This window comes from Cryobacterium sp. AP23 (assembly GCF_054075385.1).
Map to the genome: position 1 here is coordinate 286,897 of NZ_CM133415.1, position 20,863 is coordinate 307,759.

General features: G+C 71.7%; 21 protein-coding genes and 1 pseudogene. 14 read left to right on the forward strand and 8 right to left on the reverse strand.

What is annotated here, in order from left to right:
- The first annotated feature begins 52 nt into the window (after nucleotides 1-52).
- The 6 genes from ACU5E9_RS01335 to ACU5E9_RS01360 all read left to right on the forward strand — a co-directional run bounded on the left by ACU5E9_RS01335 (nucleotide 53) and on the right by ACU5E9_RS01360 (nucleotide 4,752).
- On the forward strand, nucleotides 53-865 hold the full coding sequence (locus ACU5E9_RS01335) for an ABC transporter ATP-binding protein (RefSeq protein WP_456813471.1): 813 nt from the start codon (nucleotides 53-55) through the stop codon (nucleotides 863-865).
- Nucleotides 865-1,668: an ABC transporter permease gene (locus ACU5E9_RS01340; RefSeq protein ID WP_456811861.1), complete on the forward strand. Its 804-nt coding sequence runs from the start codon at nucleotides 865-867 to the stop codon at nucleotides 1,666-1,668. Before ACU5E9_RS01335 ends, ACU5E9_RS01340 begins: the two co-directional genes overlap by 1 nt.
- Nucleotides 1,665-2,546, forward strand: coding sequence for an ABC transporter permease (locus tag ACU5E9_RS01345; RefSeq protein WP_456811862.1), 882 nt, complete (start codon nucleotides 1,665-1,667; stop codon nucleotides 2,544-2,546). The genes ACU5E9_RS01340 and ACU5E9_RS01345 overlap by 4 nt, the downstream gene beginning before the upstream one ends.
- Nucleotides 2,547-2,548: 2 nt before the next feature.
- Nucleotides 2,549-3,682 (forward strand): XdhC family protein, encoded by a 1,134-nt coding sequence (locus ACU5E9_RS01350; protein WP_456811863.1) that lies wholly within the window; start codon nucleotides 2,549-2,551, stop codon nucleotides 3,680-3,682.
- 123 nt (nucleotides 3,683-3,805) lie between these two features.
- Nucleotides 3,806-4,303 (forward strand): DUF7144 family membrane protein, encoded by a 498-nt coding sequence (locus ACU5E9_RS01355; protein ID WP_456811864.1) that lies wholly within the window; start codon nucleotides 3,806-3,808, stop codon nucleotides 4,301-4,303.
- Nucleotides 4,300-4,752, forward strand: a complete 453-nt coding sequence (locus tag ACU5E9_RS01360) for an MmcQ/YjbR family DNA-binding protein (RefSeq protein ID WP_456811865.1) — start codon at nucleotides 4,300-4,302, stop codon at nucleotides 4,750-4,752. The genes ACU5E9_RS01355 and ACU5E9_RS01360 overlap by 4 nt, the downstream gene beginning before the upstream one ends.
- Here ACU5E9_RS01360 and ACU5E9_RS01365 read toward each other — a convergent pair.
- From ACU5E9_RS01365 to ACU5E9_RS01390, 6 genes are all read right to left on the reverse strand, one after another.
- The gene (locus tag ACU5E9_RS01365) at nucleotides 4,749-7,604 is read right to left on the reverse strand and encodes a molybdopterin-dependent oxidoreductase (RefSeq protein WP_456811866.1); all 2,856 of its coding nucleotides are present in this window, start codon (nucleotides 7,602-7,604) and stop codon (nucleotides 4,749-4,751) included. The two genes, ACU5E9_RS01360 and ACU5E9_RS01365, sit on opposite strands and share 4 nt — an antisense overlap.
- Entirely contained in the window at nucleotides 7,601-8,455 is an 855-nt protein-coding gene (locus ACU5E9_RS01370) for an FAD binding domain-containing protein (protein ID WP_456811867.1), read from the reverse strand. Before ACU5E9_RS01370 ends, ACU5E9_RS01365 begins: the two co-directional genes overlap by 4 nt.
- A gap of 277 nt (nucleotides 8,456-8,732) precedes the next feature.
- The gene (locus ACU5E9_RS01375) at nucleotides 8,733-9,209 is read right to left on the reverse strand and encodes a molybdenum cofactor biosynthesis protein MoaE (protein WP_456811868.1); all 477 of its coding nucleotides are present in this window, start codon (nucleotides 9,207-9,209) and stop codon (nucleotides 8,733-8,735) included.
- Complete coding sequence (locus ACU5E9_RS01380; protein WP_456811869.1) at nucleotides 9,190-9,867, reverse strand: MogA/MoaB family molybdenum cofactor biosynthesis protein; 678 nt, start codon at nucleotides 9,865-9,867, stop codon at nucleotides 9,190-9,192. Before ACU5E9_RS01380 ends, ACU5E9_RS01375 begins: the two co-directional genes overlap by 20 nt.
- Complete coding sequence (gene moaC / locus ACU5E9_RS01385; RefSeq protein WP_456811870.1) at nucleotides 9,864-10,382, reverse strand: cyclic pyranopterin monophosphate synthase MoaC; 519 nt, start codon at nucleotides 10,380-10,382, stop codon at nucleotides 9,864-9,866. The genes ACU5E9_RS01380 and moaC overlap by 4 nt, the downstream gene beginning before the upstream one ends.
- A complete protein-coding gene (locus ACU5E9_RS01390; RefSeq protein ID WP_456811871.1) occupies nucleotides 10,375-11,646 on the reverse strand; it encodes a molybdopterin molybdotransferase MoeA in 1,272 nt (423 codons plus the stop codon). The genes moaC and ACU5E9_RS01390 overlap by 8 nt, the downstream gene beginning before the upstream one ends.
- A gap of 102 nt (nucleotides 11,647-11,748) precedes the next feature.
- Between ACU5E9_RS01390 and ACU5E9_RS01395 the strand changes: the two genes are divergently transcribed.
- The 6 genes and pseudogenes from ACU5E9_RS01395 to ACU5E9_RS01420 all read left to right on the forward strand — a co-directional run bounded on the left by ACU5E9_RS01395 (nucleotide 11,749) and on the right by ACU5E9_RS01420 (nucleotide 15,675).
- Nucleotides 11,749-12,153, forward strand: a complete 405-nt coding sequence (locus ACU5E9_RS01395) for a TOBE domain-containing protein (protein ID WP_456811872.1) — start codon at nucleotides 11,749-11,751, stop codon at nucleotides 12,151-12,153.
- Complete coding sequence (modA, locus tag ACU5E9_RS01400) at nucleotides 12,150-12,995, forward strand: molybdate ABC transporter substrate-binding protein (RefSeq protein ID WP_456811873.1); 846 nt, start codon at nucleotides 12,150-12,152, stop codon at nucleotides 12,993-12,995. Before ACU5E9_RS01395 ends, modA begins: the two co-directional genes overlap by 4 nt.
- Before the next feature lie 55 nt (nucleotides 12,996-13,050).
- Nucleotides 13,051-13,824 carry an ABC transporter permease gene (locus tag ACU5E9_RS01405; protein ID WP_456813472.1) on the forward strand — a complete coding sequence of 258 codons (774 nt, stop codon included), beginning with the start codon at nucleotides 13,051-13,053 and terminating at the stop codon, nucleotides 13,822-13,824.
- Nucleotides 13,821-14,639: pseudogene (locus ACU5E9_RS01410) on the forward strand (sulfate/molybdate ABC transporter ATP-binding protein); the annotation flags it as partial. The gene ACU5E9_RS01405 and the pseudogene ACU5E9_RS01410, both read left to right, overlap by 4 nt.
- A 91-nt stretch (nucleotides 14,640-14,730) precedes the next feature.
- The gene (locus ACU5E9_RS01415; RefSeq protein ID WP_456811874.1) at nucleotides 14,731-15,315 is read left to right on the forward strand and encodes a dihydrofolate reductase family protein; all 585 of its coding nucleotides are present in this window, start codon (nucleotides 14,731-14,733) and stop codon (nucleotides 15,313-15,315) included.
- Between the two features lie 120 nt (nucleotides 15,316-15,435).
- Nucleotides 15,436-15,675 (forward strand): MoaD/ThiS family protein, encoded by a 240-nt coding sequence (locus ACU5E9_RS01420; RefSeq protein ID WP_456811875.1) that lies wholly within the window; start codon nucleotides 15,436-15,438, stop codon nucleotides 15,673-15,675.
- A 22-nt stretch (nucleotides 15,676-15,697) separates the two neighbouring features.
- Here ACU5E9_RS01420 and ACU5E9_RS01425 read toward each other — a convergent pair whose 3' ends face one another.
- Together ACU5E9_RS01425 and ACU5E9_RS01430 are read right to left on the reverse strand one after the other, a co-directional pair.
- Nucleotides 15,698-17,542 carry an alkyl/aryl-sulfatase gene (locus ACU5E9_RS01425; RefSeq protein ID WP_456811876.1) on the reverse strand — a complete coding sequence of 615 codons (1,845 nt, stop codon included), beginning with the start codon at nucleotides 17,540-17,542 and terminating at the stop codon, nucleotides 15,698-15,700.
- A 102-nt stretch (nucleotides 17,543-17,644) separates the two neighbouring features.
- Nucleotides 17,645-18,838 carry a ThiF family adenylyltransferase gene (locus ACU5E9_RS01430; protein ID WP_456811877.1) on the reverse strand — a complete coding sequence of 398 codons (1,194 nt, stop codon included), beginning with the start codon at nucleotides 18,836-18,838 and terminating at the stop codon, nucleotides 17,645-17,647.
- 106 nt (nucleotides 18,839-18,944) lie between these two features.
- Here ACU5E9_RS01430 and ACU5E9_RS01435 point away from each other — a divergent pair, with 106 nt between their 5' ends.
- Nucleotides 18,945-20,261 (forward strand): aminotransferase class V-fold PLP-dependent enzyme, encoded by a 1,317-nt coding sequence (locus ACU5E9_RS01435; RefSeq protein ID WP_456811878.1) that lies wholly within the window; start codon nucleotides 18,945-18,947, stop codon nucleotides 20,259-20,261.
- Nucleotides 20,258-20,755, forward strand: coding sequence for a Fe-S cluster assembly sulfur transfer protein SufU (gene sufU / locus ACU5E9_RS01440; RefSeq protein ID WP_456811879.1), 498 nt, complete (start codon nucleotides 20,258-20,260; stop codon nucleotides 20,753-20,755). The genes ACU5E9_RS01435 and sufU overlap by 4 nt, the downstream gene beginning before the upstream one ends.
- Nucleotides 20,756-20,863: the final 108 nt, after the last annotated feature.

Here is a 20,863-nt window from a genome sequence, read left to right on the forward strand (position 1 = left end):
TGATGTATCGGATCCCGACGACGCCCAGTAAGGAATGTACGACGTGAGCACGATCGACACCGGTCTTCCCGCCCCCGCTTCAGGGACCGGACTGCACATCTCAGGGCTGCACAAGACCTTCTCGGTCGGCCGCAAGGAGGTGGTGGCCCTCGACAACGCGAACCTGCACACCGACAAGGGCAGCTTCCTCTCCCTGCTCGGCCCGTCCGGCTGCGGCAAGTCCACCATCCTGCGCATCCTCGCCGGCCTCGAAAACCCCACCAGCGGCACCACCCGGGTCGACGGCAAGAGCCCCGCGGAGCTCCGCAGCGGCCACGAGCTCGGCATCGCGTTCCAGGACTCCGCCCTGCTGCCCTGGCGAAGCGTGCGCAGCAACATCAAGCTTCCCTTCGAGGTCGCCAGGATGCCCGTCGACGAGGACTACGTCACCGAGCTGATCCAGCTCGTCGGACTCACCGGCTTCGAGAAGGCCAAGCCCGCCCAGCTCTCCGGCGGGATGCGCCAGCGTGTGTCGATCGCCCGGTCGCTCGTGCTCAAGCCCTCTGTGCTGCTCCTCGACGAGCCGTTCGGCGCCCTCGACGACATGACCCGCCAACGCCTCAACGTCGAGCTGCTGCGCATCTGGACCGAGAAGCCCGCCACCACCCTGATGGTCACGCACGGCATCTCCGAGGCCATCTTCCTCTCCGACCAGGTCGCCGTGATGAGCCCCCGGCCCGGCCGGGTCAAAGAGGTCATCGAGATCGACCTGCCCCGCCCGCGCCTGCCCGAAATGATGCGCACGCCCGAGTTCCACGCGCTGCACGACCGCGCCTCCGAGCTGCTCTTCGGCGCCGACACCCCGGCCACCAGCGGAGCTCACTGATGCCGGTGACCCGCGGCCTGCCCGGCTGGGCGACCGGCCTGCTCGGCATCGTCGTCGTGGTGGCGCTCTGGTGGATCAGCGCGCTCACGATCTTCCAGAACTCCGGCTCCGTGCCCGGCGGCGCCATCCCCACCCCGGCCGAAGTGGTCAGCCAGTTCGTCAATGACGGGTTCGGTTTCTACTGGCCGCACATCACCATGACCCTGAGCGAAGCCGCGATCGGCTTCCTCTGGGGCAACGGCCTGGCACTGCTGTTGGCCGGCCTGGTGCTGATCGTGCCCCGCATCGAGAAGATCGCCCTGCAGGTCGCCGTGATCACCTACTGCGTGCCCATCGTGGCCATCGGCCCGATCGCCTACATCGTGATCGGCCCGCCGCGCGGCGACCCCTCCGGCACCGCCGTGTTCCTCGCGGCGCTGTCGGTGTTCTTCACCACCGTGGTGGGCTCCCTCGTCGGGCTCAAGGCCGCGGACACCGCAAGCCTCGACCTCGTGACCGTGTACGGCGGCACCAAGTTCACCCAGCTGCGCAAGGTGAGGCTCATCGCCGGAATGCCGAGTGTGCTGAACGCCCTGCAGATCGCCGCCCCCGCGGCCCTGCTCGGCGCCATCCTCGGTGAGTACCTCGGCGGCGCGGAGCGCGGCCTCGGCCTGGCGATGCTCGCCGCCGGCAACGCCGCCAACGTGGAACGGGTCTGGAGCCTCGCTCTCGTCGCGGGCCTGCTGGCCGGCATCGGCTACCTGTTGTTCGCGGTGATCTCCCGCTTCGCGACCCCCTGGACCACCGGACGGAGCAGCTCATGAGCACTCAGACAGTCTCAGACCAGCCGACCCTCTCCGGCAACCGGCCGAGCGTGATCACCAAGGGCACCGGCGCGCAGGCTCGCGGTGTCGGCGCCTACATCGGCCGGGCGCTGGGCACCGGCGTGCTCACCCTCGTGATCGTGCTCGCCGCCTGGCAGGGCCTGATCCTGCTGCTCGGCGTCTCTCCGTTCATCGCCAAGGGTCCGTTGGATGTCTTCAACTGGTTGTTCACGGTGCCGGAGGCCGCCGAGAACCGGGCCTTGATCCTCACCAACCTCGGTGTCACCCTCACCGACGCGTTCCTCGGCTTCGTCGCCGGCATGGTGCTCGCCCTCGTGCTGGCCACCCTGTTCACGCTGTCCAAGGGCATCGAACACGCCCTGATGCCCATTGCCCTGCTGCTGCGCAGCGTGCCGCTGGTGGCGTTCGTGCCGGTGCTGATCCTCATCACCGGTCGCGGCCCGTCGATCGCCGTCGTCACCGGCGCCATCGTCGTGCTGTTCCCGGCGCTGGTGAACATCGCCTTCGGCCTGCGCTCGGCCTCCCCGCAGGTGAGCGACGTCATCGCCGTCTACGGCGGCACCCCGTTCACGGCGCTCCGCAAGGTGGCGCTGCCGAGCTCGCTGCCGTCGTTCTTCGCGGCCATCAAGATCTCCATCCCCGGCGCCATCACCGGTGCCCTGCTGGCCGAGTGGCTGGCGACCGGGCAGGGCCTCGGCTACGGCATCGTCGTCGCCGTCTCCCAGGTGAAGAACTTCGAGGTGTGGTCGTCCGTGGTCGTCATCACGATCGTGTCGATGGTGCTCTACGGTCTGGCGCAATTCGCCGAGAACCTCGTTTTGCGGCGGATGGGCATGGACCAGAGCGCAGGCAGCTAGCCGTGCTCGAGATCGCCGGTCCGGTGCTCGATGCCCTCGCGCACGGCCAGGCCCTGGCGATCGCCACGGTCACCCGGGTGCTCGGCAGCGCGCCGCGCACCCTGGGCACCTCGATGGCGGTCACCGACACCGGCGCGGTGATCGGAAGCATCTCCGGCGGCTGTGTGGAGGGCGACCTCTACGAGGCCGCCACCGAGGTGCTCGTCGACGGCCGCGGCCGGGTCGCGGAGTACGGCGTGAGTGACGACGACGCCTTCGCCGTCGGGCTCAGCTGTGGCGGCACGATCGAGGTTTTCCTCACCGAACTGGCTCCGGCCGGGCATCGGAATGCGGTACCGGACGCGGTGCTCGGCCAGTTGCGCGCCGCCGTGGCCGGGAAGGCGGCCGGGCTCGCCGTGATCGTGGCCGGTCCGGGTGCCGGGCTGGTTCTTTCGCCCGATGCCGGGTCGGACCCGGAGTCCGGGACTCTACCCGCCGGGCTCGACGCCGACAGCGCCCGCCGCATCCGGGCCGAACTGCGCGCCCGCGTGACCGGCGGCCAGACGGCCCTGGGCTCCGTCGACTGTGCTGTCGATGGCGCAGGTGTCGTGCTCGAGGCCAGGGTGCTGTTCCTGGTGGCCGCCCCGCCCCCGCGATTCATCATCTTCGGCGCGGTCGACTTCGCCGCCGCCCTCGCCGCGGCCGCGAGCCTGCTCGGCTACCGGGTCACGGTCTGCGACGCCCGCGCCGTGTTCGCCACCCCTGAGCGGTTCCGCACCGCCGACGACGTCGTGGTGGCGTGGCCGAGCGATTACCTCGCCGGCACCGACACGGATTCCCGCACCGTCATCTGCGTGCTCACCCACGATGAGAAGTTCGACATCCCCCTGCTCCAGGCCGCGCTCACCCTCGACGTCGCCTACGTGGGGGCCATGGGCTCCCGGCGCACGCACGACAGGCGGATGCATCGGCTGCTGGACGCAGGCCTGCATGAATCCCAGCTGGGTCGCCTGCATTCCCCGATCGGCCTGGACCTGGGCGCGAGCACCCCGGAGGAGACCGCGGTCTCCATCCTCGCGGAGGTGCTCGCGACCCGCTCCGGCGCCTCCGGTGCACCCCTGCGGGGCCGGTCTGGCCCGATCCACCCCGCGCCCTGACCGATTCGATCCCGCACCCGGGTGACCAGCACTCGCCCGGCAGCCCTCACCCCATTTGGGGGACGAAACGAGTTCGACTGCGCATTAGCGTGCTCGTCGAGTCCACGAATTGGAGGAATCGAAATGACGACAACACGACAGAACACTGGAACGGCACAGTCCGCCAGGACGACAGCAACCTACGGCGCATCGGCGCCCGACACCGGCATGTCGGGCTGGACCGGCTGGATCGTCTTCGCCGGTGTCATCATGATCATGATGGGCGCCTTCCACGTCATCCAGGGCCTCGTGGCGCTATTCCAGGACACGTATTACCTCGTCGCGCAGGAAGGCCTGGTTGTGCAGGTCGACTACACGACCTGGGGCTGGGTGCACACGATCCTCGGCGCAGTCGTGATCCTCGCCGGCGTCGCCCTGCTCGCCGGACAGATGTGGGCGCGGGTCGTCGCGGTCGTCCTCGCGTTCTGCAGCGCGTTGGTGAACATCGCCTTCCTCGCCGCCTACCCGATCTGGTCGCTCACCATGATCGCCCTTGACGTTGTGGTGATCTTCGCGGTCACTGCGCACGGCAAGGAGCTGAAGCCGGTCGAGGCCAGTCGAGCGACTACTGTCGAGGAATGACCGACCGGCTGACAGAAGACGGTACGACCGGACCGCTGACGGCAGAACCGTCGGCGGAACCGTCGGTGGAGGCGCCGCTGACGGCGTCCGGCCTGACCGCGTTCCTGCTCGACCTCAACGGGGCCGAAGAGACCTATCCCTTCGGCCCTGAGGCCCGGGTGTTCAAGGTGGCGGGCAAGGTGTTCGCCATCGACAACACCCCGGTGCACCAGGGCCTCGCCGAGCCGACGACCTCGATCACGGTGAAGGCGCTGCCGGAGAACGTGCCCCGTCTGATCCGGAGCGTTGCCGGCATCGACCCGGGTTACCACATGAACAAGAAGCACTGGGTGACGGTGCGCCTGGACGGCACCGTGCCCGCAGGCCACGTCTGCGAACTGATCGCCGAATCGCACGCGATCATCGTGGCATCGCTGCCGAAGCAGCTCCGCCTCACCCTGGCCGGCTAGCTGGACGCCGCCGCGGGAGTCCGCGAAGTCTCAGTCTGTCCGTGATTCACGAGCCGCCAGACCCGGTCGCGGGACATCGGCAGTTCATACGAGCGGATGCCGATGGCGTCGCGCACCGCGTTGGCCAGCGCCGGCGCCACCGGGTTGTACGGCGACTCGCTCATCGACTTGGCCCCGTACGGGCCCAGGTCGTCGGCGGTGTTCGCGAAGTACACCTCGGTCACCGGCAGGTCGGCCAGCTGCGGCACGTGGTAGTTGCGCAGCACCCGGGTCAGAACGGTGCCCGCGCCGTCGAGGATGAGTTCCTCGAACAGGGCGGTGCCAATGGCCTGCGCCACCCCACCCTCGATCTGGCCGCGGCACTGCTCGGGGTTCATCACGAAGCCGGCATCCGCGGTCTGGATCGACTGCAGCATCCGCACCTCTCCGGTGGCGGTGTTCACGGCCACCCGGAAGGCGTGCACGTTGAAGGCGAGGGACCGGCGGGCGCCGTCCTCCCGGCCGACGGCGGTCAGGCCGCTCGGCCCGACCAGGTCGGCGAACGGAACGAACACCTCTCCGGCGCGCAGCCCGTCCGCCTCGAGGGTGAAGTCCTCGGCCGGCGTCCCCGTGAGCCGGGCGGCCCCGGCGCGGAGGTCCGCGGCCAGGGTGAGCGCGGCGCCGTGCACGGCCTTGCCCGCCACCACCACGCCGGCGGAGCCGAACGCACCGGTGTCGTAGCCGGCGGTATCGGTGTCGGACTGCCGGATCTCGATCCGGTCGGGGCTGGTGTTCAGCGCCGTCGCCGCGATCTGGGTGTGCACGGTGGTGGTGCCATTGCCGAATTCGGCGGTGCCCACCCGCACCAGGTAGCGATTGCCGGCGCCGAGGGTGATGCTGGCCTGCGAGAAATGACCCCGCGGCGGGGTCGTCGCGATCATCGAGGACGCCATCCCCTCGCCCACCCTCCACTCGTCGCCGGTCGGCGCGAGCACACCGTTGCCGAGGGCCAGGGCGGCCTGGGCCAGGTCGAGGCACTGGTCGAGGCCGTAGCTGGCGAAGCCGATGTCGTCACCCTCCTCGTGGGTGACCACGAGCGGGTCGCCGGGCCGCACCGAGTTGATCCGGCGGAGGTCGAACGGGTTGATGTCGAGCTCGGCGGCGAGTTCGTCGAGGGCGCACTCGATGCCGTAGATGACCTGGCCGAGGCCGTAGCCACGGAAGGCGCCGGACGGCGGGTTGTTCGTGTACACGGCCTGCGCATCCACCCGCTTGTTGGGCACGTTGTACAGGGCGACGGACTCGCTGGTGCCGTGGAACATGACGCCGGGGCCGTGGTTGCCGTAGGAGCCGGTGTCGGAGAGCACGTCGATGGCCAGGGCGGTCAGCCGGCCGTCGCGGGTGGCGCCCAGGGTCACGCCCACCCGCATCGGGTGCCGCGCCGGCGAGGCGGCGAGCTCGTCGGTGCGGGTGAACTCGTACTGCACCGGGCGCCTGGTCTTCAGCACGGCGAGGGTGACGACGTCTTCGGTGAGGATCTCCTGCTTGCCGCCGAAGCCGCCGCCGACCCGGGCGGTGAACACCCGCACGTCGGCGAGGTCGAGATCGAAGATCCGGCTGATCTCCTTCTGTACCAGGAAGGGCACCTGCGAGCTGGTGCGCAGCACCAGCCGGTCGTCCTCGACCCAGCCGATGGTGGCGTGGGTCTCCAGCTGGGTGTGCGCGACGCGCTGGGTCTGCCAGGTGCCGGTGACGACGGTGTCCGCGGCGGCCAGGCCGGCGGTCACGTCGCCATACTCACCGTGCAGCTCGGCGACGAGGTTGCGGGACGGGTCGGCGAGGCGGCTGGCGGCGGGATCCTTGTCGCCGTGCACGAGCGGGGCGCCGGGCGTGAGCGCCTCGGCGGGGTCGAAGACCGCGGGCAGCAGCTCGTACTGCACGGTCAGTAGCCGGCAGGCGTGTTCGGCGATGGCCACGGAGTCGGCGACGACGGCGGCGACCCGCTGGCCGCGGTGCCGCATCACGGTGTCGAAGACCAGGCTGTCGTCGGGGTCGTCCAGCCGGCTCTCGTGCCGGGCCGAGGAATACAGCGTGCCGGGGGAGTCGGCGTGGCTGAGCACGGCGTGCACGCCGGGCAGGGCGCGCGCAGCGCTGTCGTCGATGGAGGTGATGCGGGCATGGGCGTGCGGGCTGCGCAGCACGCTGAGGTGCAGCAGGCCGGGCACGGCAACGTCGAGGGTGTACGGCTCCTGGCCGCTCACCACCCGCGCGGCGGCCGGGGCGCGGAGGGACCCGCCGACCTGCCCGTCGGTGGCGGAGGTGCGGGGGGTGCGCGGCTTGGTGGTGCGAACCGGGCCGAGGCCGGTGATCGGGGCTGCATCCGGGTGGGCAGCATCCGCCGCGTGGCTGTGGTCGTGGTCGTGGGCGCAGCTGCCGTCGGCGGGGGTGTGCCGGTCGCGGATGGCGTCGTCAATGGCGCGGTAGCCCGTGCAACGGCACAGGTTGCCCTTGAGCAGGCGGGGCAGGTCGTGCAGCTGGTGGTCCTGGATAGTGGACGCCGTCACGACCATTCCCGGGGTGCAGAAGCCGCACTGGAAGCCGGCCGCGTCGATGAAGCGCTGCTGGATCGGGGCGAGGTCGTCCGGGCCGCCGATGCCGGTCGCCGTGGTGACCTCGCGATCCGCGGCCCGGTAGGCCGGGTAGATGCAGGAGTGCACCGGGGTACCGTCGACGAGCACCGAGCAGGCGCCGCAGTCGCCGGTGTCGCAGCCCTTCTTGACCTCGAAGTGCTCCTGCTCGCGCAGGTAGGTGCGCAGGGCCTGGCCGGCGGCGGCGGGCGCGTCGACCGGGCTGCCGTTGACGGAGAGCTTCATGCGCGGGCCCCGTTCTGGGCGGTTGCGGTGCCGGCCGGCAGGGTCGGGGCGGCCAGCTCCTGCCGGATCTCCTCGCCGAGCAGCCCGCTCACGGCACGGCGCCAGTCGGCGGCGCCGTGCGCATCCGTGAACCAGGCGTCGATGCCGGCGATGTCGGCGGCCAACTCCGCCGCCTCGGGGGTCTCTGGGTAGCGCAGCTGCACCGGACGCACGGTGCCGCCGGTGACGGTGAGCACGAAGGTGCCGTCGGTGTCGAGCCGGCCGATGAGCACGGCGCCCGAGCGGCCGAGCGGGGACAGGGCGATCTTGCGGTAGGCCGTGCGGGAGGCCAGCGCGGAGGCGGGCACGTGGATGGAGCGCAGCACGTCGCCGGGGGCGAGCACGTTGGTCGTGTTGCCGGTGACGAAGCCGAGGGCGGGCATCCGCTCGTCGCTGCCGTCGGCGCGCCAGATCAGCACCTCGGCGTCGAGGGCAGCGGTGAGGCAGATCATCGGGCCGGCCGGCAGCGACGTGCAGAGGTTGCCGCCGACGGTGGCGACGTTCCAGACCTTGAACGAGCCGAACAGGGCGGTGCAGGCCTGGTGGAAGACGGGGTGGCAGGTCCAGCCGGGCTCGGCGGGCATGGCGGAGAGCTCGGCGAGGGTGCAGGTGGCGGCGATGTCGAGGCCGTCGGGGGTGACGGTGAGCGCGGGCCAGCCCATGGTCTGCAGGTCGACGAGGCCGTTGAGGTGGATGCGCGGGTCGGCGAAGAGCTCCGAGCCGCCGGCCAGCGGCACCACGGTGTCGCCGAGCGCGCTCAGGTCGGCGCGGGTGCGGGCCGGGGTGATGGTCGCAACGGTGGTCAGGTCCATCCGGTCTCCCGATGATTCGTGGCCGCGGTGTGGCGGCCAGGTGTCGCCGGAGCCTGTGGGCTCCGCCGAGGGGCGCCCGATCGGGCGCCGACACCCCTAGTCAAGCGCAGCTTTGTGTCGGCCATGTAAACCGGCCCGGCCGCCCTCGGCAGATGCCCAGACTTCCGCCCTGATCTGGCCCTAACAGTTCCCCCTCCGGACAAGTGCACCCGGTGTGCCGGGTGCACTTGTCCGCATTGGGAACAGTTGGGGAGCGGGTAGGCAGCGGGGCGGTGGGTCAGCCCAGGGCGGCCACCCACTCGGTCGTGCCGTCGGTGAAGCCCTGTTCCTTCCAGATCGGCACCCGCGCCTTGATCTCGTCGACGAGGGCCGCGCAGGCCGCGAACGCCTCGGCGCGATGGGCGGATGCCACGGCGCAGGCCAGCGCCACATCACCGATGCCGAGGTCGCCCACCCGGTGGGCGGCGGCGATCCGGCAGCCCGGGTGTGCCAGGGCGACCTCGCGGGCCACCTCGTCGAGTACCGTCTGGGCACTCGGATGCGCGCTGTAGCGCAGCCACGTCACGCCGCGGTCGTCGTCGTGGTTGCGCACCACGCCCGCGAACGACACGACGGCCCCGGCGGTGGCGTCGGCCACGGCATCCGTGCACTCGTCGACCGTGATCGGGGTCTCGTCGACCCGGGCGAACAGCACCGGGCTCGCCGCGGCGGGGTCGGACGTTCCGGGAGTGGGTTCAGTGGCGATGCTGCACATCCTCGTCGTGACCGGCCGCGTGGGGGCCGGATGGGTGGGCGCCCGATGGCTGGGTGCCGGTTGGGTGGGTGCCGGTGGGTTGGGTGCCCGCTGCAGCCGGTCCGGCATGGTCGACGCCGCGCACCTGGTCGAGCAGGTGGTCGAGCACCTCGTCGAGCACGGCCAGGCCGTCGCGCACCCCGCCGGTGGAGCCGGGCAGGTTCACCACCACGGTGCGACCGCGCGCGATGCCCGCGTAACCACGGGAGAGCACCGCGAGGGGGGTGGACGCCGTGCCCCGGCGGCGCAGCTCCTCCATGATCCCGGGCAGCTGCCGGTCGAGCAGCGGCAGGGTCTGCTCCGGGGTCTGGTCGGTGGGGCTCACCCCGGTGCCGCCGGTCGTGAGGACGAGGTCGAGTCCAGCCTCGACGGCGGCCGCGATCGCGTCGCCCACCGGCTCGCCGTCGGCGACGACGGCCCGGTCGAGCACCAGCCAGCCGCGCTCACCGAGCCAGGCGTCGATGACCGGACCGGTGCGGTCCGGGTAGACCCCGGTAGCCGCCCGGGTGGAGGCCACGACCACCTGGGCGATGCGACCCTCGGCCGCACCCGCGCCGGCGTGCCTCGGCTGCCCGGACGCTCCCGCGCGGGTACGCCTCGGCTGCCCGGCCGCACTCATTCGGTGCTCCAGTCGCCGCTCTTGCCGCCGGATTTCGCGAGCACCCGGATATCGCTGATCACCGCGTGCTTGTCGACGGCCTTGATCATGTCGTACAGGGTGAGCGCCGCCACCGAGACGCTGGTCAGCGCCTCCATTTCCACGCCGGTCACCCCCGTGGTCTTCACGGTCGCGGTGATCACGACGGTGTCGGTGCCGGGGGAGAAGTCGATGGTGGCCCCCGAGATCGGCAGCGGGTGGCAGAGCGGGATCAGTGCGGAGGTCTGCTTGGCGCCCATGATCCCGGCCACCCGGGCCACGGCGAGGGCCTCGCCCTTGGGCAACTCCCCGGCGAGCAGGAGGGCGATCACGTCCGGCCGGGTGCTGAGGGTGGCCGTGGCTGTGGCCCGTCGTTTGGTGACGGGTTTGTCGGTCACGTCCACCATCAGCGCCGCGCCGTCGGCGCGCACGTGGCTGAGCCGGCCGGCCGTATCCGGCGTCGCTGCCGGGGTGGATTCGGGTGGGGTGTCAGTCATCGATGCTCCAATAGTCCACGTGGGTGCCCGCGGCGACGCTGTCCACCCCGACGGGCAGGTGCACCAGCGCCGTCGCGGCGGCATAGGCGTGCAAGAGGTGCGAGCTGGGGCCGCCCACCAGGTCGAGCGTGCCGTCCGGGCGCAGGATGCCGCGGCGCAGCTGGTGCTTCCCGGCCGGCGATTCCACCGGGGCGGCGAGCGGTGCGCGCCTGAGCTCGCGGTCGGGCCGGGGCAGTCCGGCCAGGCGGCGCAGCACCGGGCGGAGGAACACCTCGAACGAGATCAGGGCGCTCACCGGGTTGCCGGGGAAGGTGATCACGGGCACGGAGGAACCGGTGCCCGGCCGGGGGATCTCGCCGAGTCCCTGCGGGCCGCCGGGCTGCATCGACACGTGCTGGAAGACCACCCCGAGCGGGCCGAGCGCGTCGCGCACCACCTCGCGGGCGCCGGCGCTGACCCCGCCGACCGTGACCACGAGGTCGGTCTCCGCAGCGTCGGCGAGGATGGCGAGGAGGTCGGCGGCGTCGTCCGACCGGCAGGGGTGTGCGGTCACGACGCAGCCGGCATCCTGCAGCGCCTGGCTGAGGATGACGCTGTTGGAGTCGTAGATCTGGCCGGGGGCGAGGTGCTCCCCGGGTTCGCGGATCTCATGGCCGGTCGCGATGAGCAGCACCCGGATGCGCCGGAGCACGCTGACCCGGGTGAGACCGGTGCCCGCGAGGACGCCCAGCTGGGCCGGGCCGAGCAGGGTACCCGCGGCGAGGAGAAGGTCGCCGGCCCGCACGTCGCTGCCGGTCGGCCGCACGAAGCCGCCAGGCGCGACCGGCGCCACAAAGCTGACGGTCTGGGCGGGGCCGTTGGGCAGGAAACGGGGTGGGTCGGCCTGCTCGATCGGCACGACCGCATCCGCACCGGCCGGGATCGGGGCTCCCGTCATGATCGGGGCCGCCTCGCCCGGGTGCAGGGCGCTGCCCGGGTCGCCGGCGGCGATGCGGGCCGCGATGGTGAGGGTCGCCGGGGTGCCGGCCGAGGCCGTCGCGAGGTCGGCGGCGCGCAGGGCATAGCCGTCCATCTGCGAGTTGTCGAACGGCGGCAGCGACACCGGCGAGGTGACGTCCCCGGCGAGGACCCGGGCCCGGTAGCCGGCGGGGGCGGCGGTCAGCCGGGCAGCGGAGAGATCGAGGGTCTCGGTGGCGCGGCCGCTCAGCGGGGCGAGCAGTGTCGCCACGGCCTCGCGGTGCTGATCGATCGTGCGCGCGCTCATGCCCCCATCTTGCCGCACCGGCCGAGGAGCGTCGCCCGGCCGGCATGCTCGCCGGGTCACCCTGCGGTGCGCTTCCGCATCCACGGACATACAATGTGTTTTATGTCGCAAATACGGATCAAAGATGCCGCCGGCTACCTCGGGGTGAGCGATGACACCGTGCGCCGCTGGATCGAGCAGGGCACGCTCACCGCGGGTGTGGACGAGTCCGGCCGCAAGGTGGTCGACGGCCTGGAGCTGGCGCAGCTGGCGCAGGCCAACGCCCAGATGCCCAGCGACCCGGCCGGCGGCTCCAGTTCCGCGCGCAACCGGTTCGTCGGCCTGGTCACCGCGGTGCTGAGCGACCCCGTCATGTCCCAGGTCGAGCTCCAGTGCGGACCGCACCGGGTGGTGTCGTTGATGAGCACCGAAGCCGTGCGCGAACTCGGCCTGGTGCCCGGGTCGGTGGCGGTGGCCGTCGTCAAGGCCACCACCGTGATCGTCGAGACGCCGAGGGGCCAGCCGTGAGCCGGGTCGGACGCACCTCGCCGCGCACGCCGAAGCGACGCTCCCACGGCCCGGCCCGGATCGCGATCCTCGCCACCGCCGTCGTCCTGGCCCTGGCCGGCTGCGCGGCGCCGGCCGGCTCGGACGGCAACACCGAGGGGACCGGAACGCCCGCACCCGCGGATGCCGTGACCCTCACGGTGTTCGCCGCCGCGTCCCTCACCGGCACCTTCACCGACATCGCCGACCGGTTCGAGGCCGAGCATCCCGGCCTCACTGTCGCCCTGAACTTCGCCGGCTCCGCCGACCTGGTCAGCCAGATCAGCGAGGGCGCCCCCGCCGACGTCATCGCCACGGCCGACAGCGCGACCATGGCCACCCTCGCCGATGACGGCCTGCTCGCCGACGCCGGCCCCATCGTGTTCGCCACCAACACCCTCGAGATCGCCGTGCCGCCGGACAACCCGGCGGGCATCCGCTCGTTCGCCGACCTCGCCCAGGCCGGCCTCAATCTCGTGGTCTGCGCACCCCAGGTGCCCTGCGGCAAAGCGACAGCCGCCGTGGCCACCGCGGCCGACGTCGAACTCACGCCTGTGAGCGAGGAGAACTCGGTCACCGACGTACTCGGCAAGGTCACGAGCGGTGAGGCGGATGCCGGCCTCGTCTACGTCACCGACGTCGCCGCCGCCGGCGCGGATATCCTGGGCATCCCGTTCGACGAGGCGACGGAAGCGGTGAACGAGTACCCGATCGCGACGGTGTCGGGCAGCGCCCGGTCGCGCCTGGCCGCTGACTTCACCCGGTTCGTGACCGGCGACGCCGGCCAGGCCGTTTTCGCGGAGGCCGGCTTTGGCGCCCCCTGACCGGCCCATCGTTCGCGGCCGGTCCGCTCGCCCGGACGCCGGCTCGGCGACGACCATGCTCGGCGTGCCGCGCTGGACCATGCTGGTGGCCGCCATCGGCGCCCTGCTGATCGTCCTGCCCCTCGTGGGCATGCTGCTCACGGTGGACTGGGCGCAGGTGCCCGCGCTGATCACCTCGCCGTCCGCGCTGGCCGCACTCGGCCTGAGCCTCCGCACCGCCCTGGCCAGCACCGCGCTCTGCGTGCTGCTCGGGGTGCCGATGGCCCTGGTCCTGGCCCGCACCCGGTTTCCCGGCCAACGCGTCGTGCGCGCCCTGGTCCTGTTGCCGCTGGTGCTGCCGCCCGTTGTCGGCGGCCTGGCGCTGCTCGCCACCTTCGGCCGGCGCGGACTGCTCGGGGAGACCTTCGGTGTTCTCGGCGTGCAGATCGCGTTCAGCACCACAGCGGTCGTGCTCGCCCAGACCTTCGTGGCGCTGCCGTTCCTGGTGCTCAGCGTCGAAGCCACCCTCCGCGCCTCCGGGGCCCGGTTCGAGGCCGTCGCCGCCACCCTCGGCGCCGGCCCCGGCACCGTCTTCCGCCGGGTCACGGTTCCGCTGGTGCTGCCCGGGCTGCTCTCCGGCGCGGTGCTGGCCTTCGCCAGGGCCCTGGGCGAATTCGGGGCGACCCTCACCTTCGCCGGCAGCCTGCAGGGCGTCACCCGCACCCTGCCGCTGGAGATCTACCTGCAGCGGGAGACCGACCCGGATGCCGCCGTCGCACTGGCCCTCCTGCTGGTCGTCGTGGCCGTCGTCGTGATGGTGGGCACCCACCGGCCGGGAGCGCTGCGATGAGCCTGCCGGCGGAGCACCGCCCGGAACAGCGCCCGGCCGGCCTGAGCCTGCACGCGGTGCAGACCCAGCGCGGCCTCGACGTGGCCTTCGACGTGGCCGCGGGGGAGACCGTGGCGCTGCTGGGGTCCAACGGCGCCGGCAAGTCCACCGTGGTGCAGATCATCGCTGGACTGCTGCGCCCCGACCGCGGCCGCGCCCGCCTCGACGGCCGGGTGCTGTTCGACATCAGCGCCGATGCCGGTACCGGCACCGACACCGACACCGACGGTGCCGCCGGCCGCGACCGTGTCGGAGCCGCCCACACGACCTGGCTCCCGCCGCACGCCCGCGGCACCGCCCTCCTGGCCCAGGAACCGCTGCTGTTCCCGCACCTCTCGGTGCGCGACAACGTGGCCTTCGGACCCCGCAGCGCCGGGGCGTCCAGGGCGGCCTCCCGGGTCATCGCTGACGACTGGCTGGCGCAGGCCGAGGTCGCCGACCTGGCGGACCGTCGCCCGGCGGCGCTCTCCGGCGGGCAGGCCCAGCGGGTGGCCGTGGCGCGAGCCCTGGCGGCGCATCCGTCGCTGCTGCTGCTCGACGAGCCCATGACTGCCCTCGACGTGGCGGCGGTGCCGGCCCAGCGGATGTTGCTGCACGGCGTGCTGCGCGAGCGCACGGTGATCCTGGTCACCCACGATCCGCTCGACGCGCTGGCGCTGGCCGACCGGGTGGTGGTGCTCGAGAACGGCCGGATCGTGGAGCAGGGGCACACACGGGAGGTGTTCGCCCGGCCTCGAACCGACTTCACCAGGGCCCTCACCTTCGGGCTCAACCTCGAGCGCTGACGACCAGCCTTGATGGGGCCTCCCTCCGGGCGTATCGTGCCTCGCACACACCCGCGGCGACACGTTCCGGAAGGGTCGGGTTATGGGCAATCTTGTGGTGCAGCAATTCGTCACCGCCGACGGTTTCGCGGCGAACGTCGACAACGAATTCACCGCCTACGAGCTGCTCGACGGCGGCACCGAGGAGTTCGACCGCAGCCAGGCGACATGGCTCGAGGCAGTCGACGCCATGGTCCTTGGCGCCGCCACCTACAGGTTGTTCGTGGGGTACTGGCCGACGCCCGCGGCGGAAGGCGAGGTCATCACCGCCCCGCTGAACGCCCTGCGCCGGCACGTGTTCTCCCGCACCCTCAGCCACGCACCCTGGGGAGACCTGGCCGCGGCGACGCTGGAATCCGGCGACGCCGTCGAGGCCATCCGCCGGATCAAGGCCGAGAACGCCGGCCAGGTGGTGCTCTGGGGCAGCCTGAGCCTGAGCCGGGTGTTCTTCGCCGCCGGTGAGGTCGACGAGGTGCGCCTGGTGGTGTTGCCCGTGGCCATCGGTGCCGGGCGGGGCGCGTTCCCCGCTGCGACGGATCCCGCCGTGCTCGACCTGCTCGGTGCGCGCACCTTCGACGAGGGCCTGGTCGAGTTGCACTACGCCCTCCGCCCCGCTCCGGAGTGGTGACGCGCGATCCCGGCTCGGTCCTCAACCGGCTCCGACCAGAAATGGCTCCGTCGTAAACGGGCTCCGTCCTAAAATGAAGGGGCCGGGCGGTTCGTGCCCGCATTGATGAGAGGCCGTCCCATGCAGGTTCAGGTGCGCTACTTCGCGGCCGCCAGGGCGGCCACCGGTATCGCCGCGGAGACCCGCGACCTGCCCGACGGCGCCACCATCGGCGGTTTCCTCGACGACCTCGGCAGCACTTCGCCCGCGGTCTTCGCCCGCTGTTCCTTCATCGTGAACGGTGCAGCCACCACGAACCGGGCCCTGGTGCTCGAAAACGGCGACCTGCTCGACGTGCTGCCCCCGTTCGCCGGCGGCTGACACCCATCCGCCCTGCCCGCCGCTACGGGGTGACGACGGCGAAATCCGGATCCGGGGCATCCAGCAGGGCGAACAGCCGCTGCAGCACGCTGGCGTCACCGGTCATGTCCACGCCGCTGAACGACCCGGTGGCCACGCCCTGGGCCAGCCGTGCCCGGCTGATCCGCACGCTGAGGTCAGCCGCGCGCGGTTTGGCCACCGGGAAATGCACCAGGGCCCCATGGCTGAGCTCCAGCCGGTACAGCTCCCGGGTGTCCGTGAACACCCAGTTGATCGCGAAGTCCTCGTTCCAGGCCCGCGGCCCGACGACCCTGATCGCGAGGGTGTCGAAGAGCTGCGTCACGGTCAGGACCGAGAGCAGGCCCTCGGCGGAGACGTCGGTGCGCCCGACCCCGTAGCGCAGCTCGCTGGCCCCGGTGAGGTAGGCGTTCCGCCAGGTGGCGTTCTCGGCGCCGAGTCCCAGCCGTTCCAACCCCGTCGCGAGCACCTCCCTGGCCGCCGGGTCGCCGGGGTCGGCGAAGACCGCATGGCTGGCCAGTTCGACGGCGAACCGCAGGTCCCCGGCGTCGAGATAGCGCCGGGCGTGCTCGAGCGTGGCCGCCACACCGCCCATCACCTCGACGTAACGGGTGGCCGCCGCCGCCGGCGGATGCTGCCAGAGATGCGCCGGGTTGCCGTCGTACCAGCCCAGGTAGCGCTGGTAGATGGCCTTGACGTTGTGGCTCACCGAGCCGTAGTAGCCGCGGGCGTGCCACCGGCCGGCCAGCTTCGGCGGCACCTCGAAGTTCTCGGCGATCTCGCTGCCGATCAGGCCCTGGTTCATCAGCCGCACCGTCTGGTCGTGCAGGTAGGCGTACAGGTCGCGCTGTTCGGTGAGGAAGTCGACGATCGCCCCGGTTCCCCAGGTGGGCCAGTGGTGGGAGGCGAATTCCACATCCGAGCGGTGCCCGAACATCTCGATCGCCTCGCACAGATAGCGGGACCACATCCGCGGATCGCGCACCTGTGCGCCGCGCAGGGTGAGCAGGTTGTGCATGGTGTGGGTGGCGTTCTCGGCCATGCAGAGCGCCCGCTGGTGCGGGAAGTACAGGTTCATCTCTGACGGGCACTCGGTGCCGGGGGTGAGCTGGAAGATGATGCGGACGCCGTCGAGCACCTCTTCCTGGCCGGTGGCCGTGACGGTGAGGGTGGGCGCGACAAGGCCGACGGTGCCGGTGGAGGCGCCGGGGCCAAGCCCGATGCCGACCCGGCCGGTGGCACTGCGGGCGAGCGGATGGCCGTCGTAGTAGTAGCCGCGGCGGAACATGGCAGTGCCGGCATAGACGTTCTCCGCGACGGCATTGTCGAGGAAGTGCTCGGGGGCGACGACGGGAACGGTGGTGTCCGGCTCGACGACACCGAGCACCCCGCCGAAGTGGTCGACGTGGGCGTGGGTGTAGACCAGGCCGGTCACCGGCCGGTCGCCGCGATGGCGGCGGTAGAGCGCCAGTGCCGCTGCGGCCGTCTCGGCCGAGATGAGCGGGTCGATCACGATGACCCCGTGGTCACCCTCGACGAGGGTCATGTTGGACAGGTCGAAACCGCGCACCTGGTAGATGCCGTCCGCCACCTCGTACAGGCCGTGCCGGGCCGTCAGGGTGCTCTGCCGCCAGAGGCCGGCATCCACGTTCTCCGAGCCGTCCGCCGACAGGAAGGCGAGGGAGTCCATCTCCCAGACCACCCGGCCGTCGTCGGCGTGGATCACCATCGGGTCGATGCTGCCCAGGAAACCCCGGTCGACGGGGTCGGCGCCCTCCGTGTGGTGGTTCGGGTGTGCGTGTCCCCTGCGCCCGATCGTGTCCTGCCTGCCGCGTGTGCCATCGACCACGATGACCGCCTCCCTCGATACCGCGAGGCCGCCATGGCGCCCGTTGGGCACAACATAACCGGGCCGGGGCACGGCAACCACCCCGGGCATCCGCCGGCGCGGTCAGTACCGCGACTTGGCCGGTTCGATCCGGCGCACCCAGTCGTCGATGCCCCCGGCCAGGTGGGTCACGTTCGACCAGCCGTTGTCGCGGAGCACGTCGCGGGCGTATTCGGAGCGGGTGCCGTGGTGGCAGTACAGGATGACCCGGTCGGCCGGCTCCATCACCGTGCGGGCCTGGTCGGTGAGCAGCTGCGCCATCGGCACGAGGGCGGAGCCGTCGATGGCGACGATGTCGCGTTCCCACGGCTCGCGGATGTCGACAAGCACGAAATCAGCCGTGCCCGCCTGCCGGTCGGCCAGCAGCGCGGCGAGCTCGGCCGAGCTGACCTCGCCAACCGTCGGGGGCTCCACTGCCGGCGGGGCCGGGGCCAGGCGCACCTCGCTGTGACTGGTGTCATGCGGGGCGGGGCCCGCGCCGGGCGAGGCCGCCGGGGCGGCGCCGTACGGCACCTCCCGCCAGCTGGCGTCCAGTCCATCGTGCACGAGGAGCCGACCGAACAACGGTTCGCCGAATCCGACGATGAGCTTGAGGGTCTCGGAGGCCATCATGGCGCCCACGCTGGCGCACACCGAGCCGAGCACCCCGGCGACCGCGCAGGTCTCGGCGTCGTCGGGGCCGGGGGTGGTGGGGAAGAGGTCGGCCAGGCGGGTGCCACCGCTCGGCCCGTCGACCCAGAACGTCGTGACCAGGCCGTCGAAGCGCAGCACCGAGCCCCAGACATAGGGCTTGTGCAGCGCCGCCGCGGCGTCGTGGGCGAGGTGGCGGGCGGCGAAGTTGTCGGTGCCGTCGACGATGATGTCGTAGCCGCCGACCAGGGCATCCACCGTCGCCGCCGTCAGGCGCACCTGGTGGGCCACGACCTCGATGAGCGGGTTGCGCGCCCGGAGCGCGGCGGCGGCGGCGACGGCCTTGGGCTCGGCGAGATCGGCCATGGTGTAGATCGTCTGCCGGTGCAGGTTGGACACCTCGACGCTGTCGGAATCGACGATGCCGATCGTGCCGACGCCGGCGGCGGCCAGCGCGGTGAGCACCGGGGAGCCCAGGCCGCCGGCGCCCACCATCAGCACCCGGGCGGCCGCGAGGCGGCGCTGGCCGAGGTCGCCGATCTGCGGCAGCGAGATCTGGCGGGCATAGCGCTGGCGCTGCTCGGGGGTGAGCGGCGGCCCCGGCGAAACGAGGGGAACGTGCGGCATGGCGGGCCTTTCTGCTGGCTTCCAGCCTAGGCCTGAACCGAACCACCCGGCCGGCCGCCTGCCGTCATCCTCTGCCGACCGGCAGCGGGTGGCGGTACCCTGAAGTATGACGTTCGTTGCACCACCCCCGGCCCCCGCACGCGATCAGACCCTGAGTCGTGACGAGGTGCTGCGCATCCGCAACGACTTCCCGGTGCTGCACCAACAGGTCAACGGGCATCCGCTCGCCTACCTGGACTCCGGAGCCACCTCGCAGAACCCGATCAGCGTGATGGAAGCCGAGCAGGAGTACTACGAGCAGCGGAACGCCGCCGTGCACCGCGGCGCGCACACCCTCGCGTTCGCCGCCACCGAGGTGTTCGAGGCTGCCCGCGCCACCGTCGCCGCGTTCGTCGGCGCCCGGGAAAACGAGATCGTTTGGACCTCCAACGCCACCGAGGGCGTGAACCTCGTGTCCTACTCGTTCTCGAACGCGTCCCTCGGCCTCGGCGGCCCGGCCGCCGCCCGGTTCACGCTCGGCGCCGGCGACGAGATCGTCGTGACCGAGATGGAGCATCACTCCAACCTCATCCCGTGGCAGCAGCTGGCCCTCCGCACCGGCGCCACCCTGCGCTTCATCCCGGTGCTGCCCGACGGCACCCTCGACCTCACCGCGGCCGCCGAGATCCTCAACCCGCGCACCCGGCTGCTGGCCGTCACCCACGCCTCCAACGTGGTCGGCACGATCAACCCCATCGACGAGCTCGTCCAGCTGGCGCACGCCGTCGACGCGCTGGTGTTCCTGGATGCCTGCCAGTCCGCGCCGCACCTCGCGCTCGACCTCACCGCGCTGGACGTGGACTTCGCCGTGTTCTCCGGGCACAAGATGCTCGGCCCCACCGGCATCGGAGTGCTCTACGGCAAGGCCGAACTGCTGGCCGCCATGCCCCCGTTCCTCACCGGCGGCTCGATGATCACCACCGTCGACATGCAGACCGCCGAATTCCTCGCCCCGCCGCAGCGCTTCGAGGCCGGCACCCAGCGCATCTCCCAGGCCATCGCGCTGGCCAGCGCGGTCGACTACCTCAGTCACACCGGCATGGGCCGCATCCGCGCCCGTGAGGCTGAGCTGGGCCGGCGTCTGGTCGAGGGCGTCACCGCCATCCCCGGCGTGCGCCTGCTCGGCCCCGGCCTCGGTGTCGAACGGATCGGCCTGGCCGCGGTGGATGTCGCCGGCGTGCACGCGCACGACGTGGGCCAGTTCCTCGACGAGGCCGGCATCGCCGTGCGGGTCGGGCACCACTGCGCCCAGCCGCTGCACCGGAAGCTCGGCGTCACCGCGTCCACCCGGGCGAGCACCTACCTCTACACGACCGACGACGAGGTCGACCAGTTCCTGGCCGTGCTCGCCGAGGTCGCCCCGTTCTTCGGAGTCGCCCGATGACCTCCTCCGCCATGCAGCAGCTCTACCAGCAGATCATCCTCGACCACGCCAAGTCCGCGCACGGCGCCGTCCCCGAACTGCCCGCCCTCGAGGCCGCGGCGGCGTCGGTCGACGCGGCCGACGGTGTGCGCCTGGCCCAGTCGCACCAGGTGAACACCACCTGCGGTGACGAGGTCACCGTGCGGGTGGGCCTGGCCGGGGCCGGGGCGGACGCCCAGGTCGCCGACTTCGCGTGGCGCGGCGCGGGATGCTCCATCTCGATGGCGTCCGCGTCGGTGCTCAACGACACCGTGCGCGGCACCAGCGTCGCCGAGTCCATGGCCATGCTCGACCTGTTCCGGGAGATGCTGCGCTCCCGCGGCACCATCGAACCCGACGAAGAGGTACTCGGCGACGCGGCCGCCTTCGCCGGTGTCTCCAAGTACCCGGCCCGGGTCAAGTGCGCGATGCTGCCCTGGGTCGCCTTCGAGGCCGCCCTGCTGCAGCTGCGCTGACCCCCAGCATCCGCCCCAACCCGCTCCAGTTGCATAACTCCTGCAATTTTCGGTGCCCCACGACCGCGGCCCCGTAATAGCGGGGCTGGTGATGGTGATGTCAGAAAA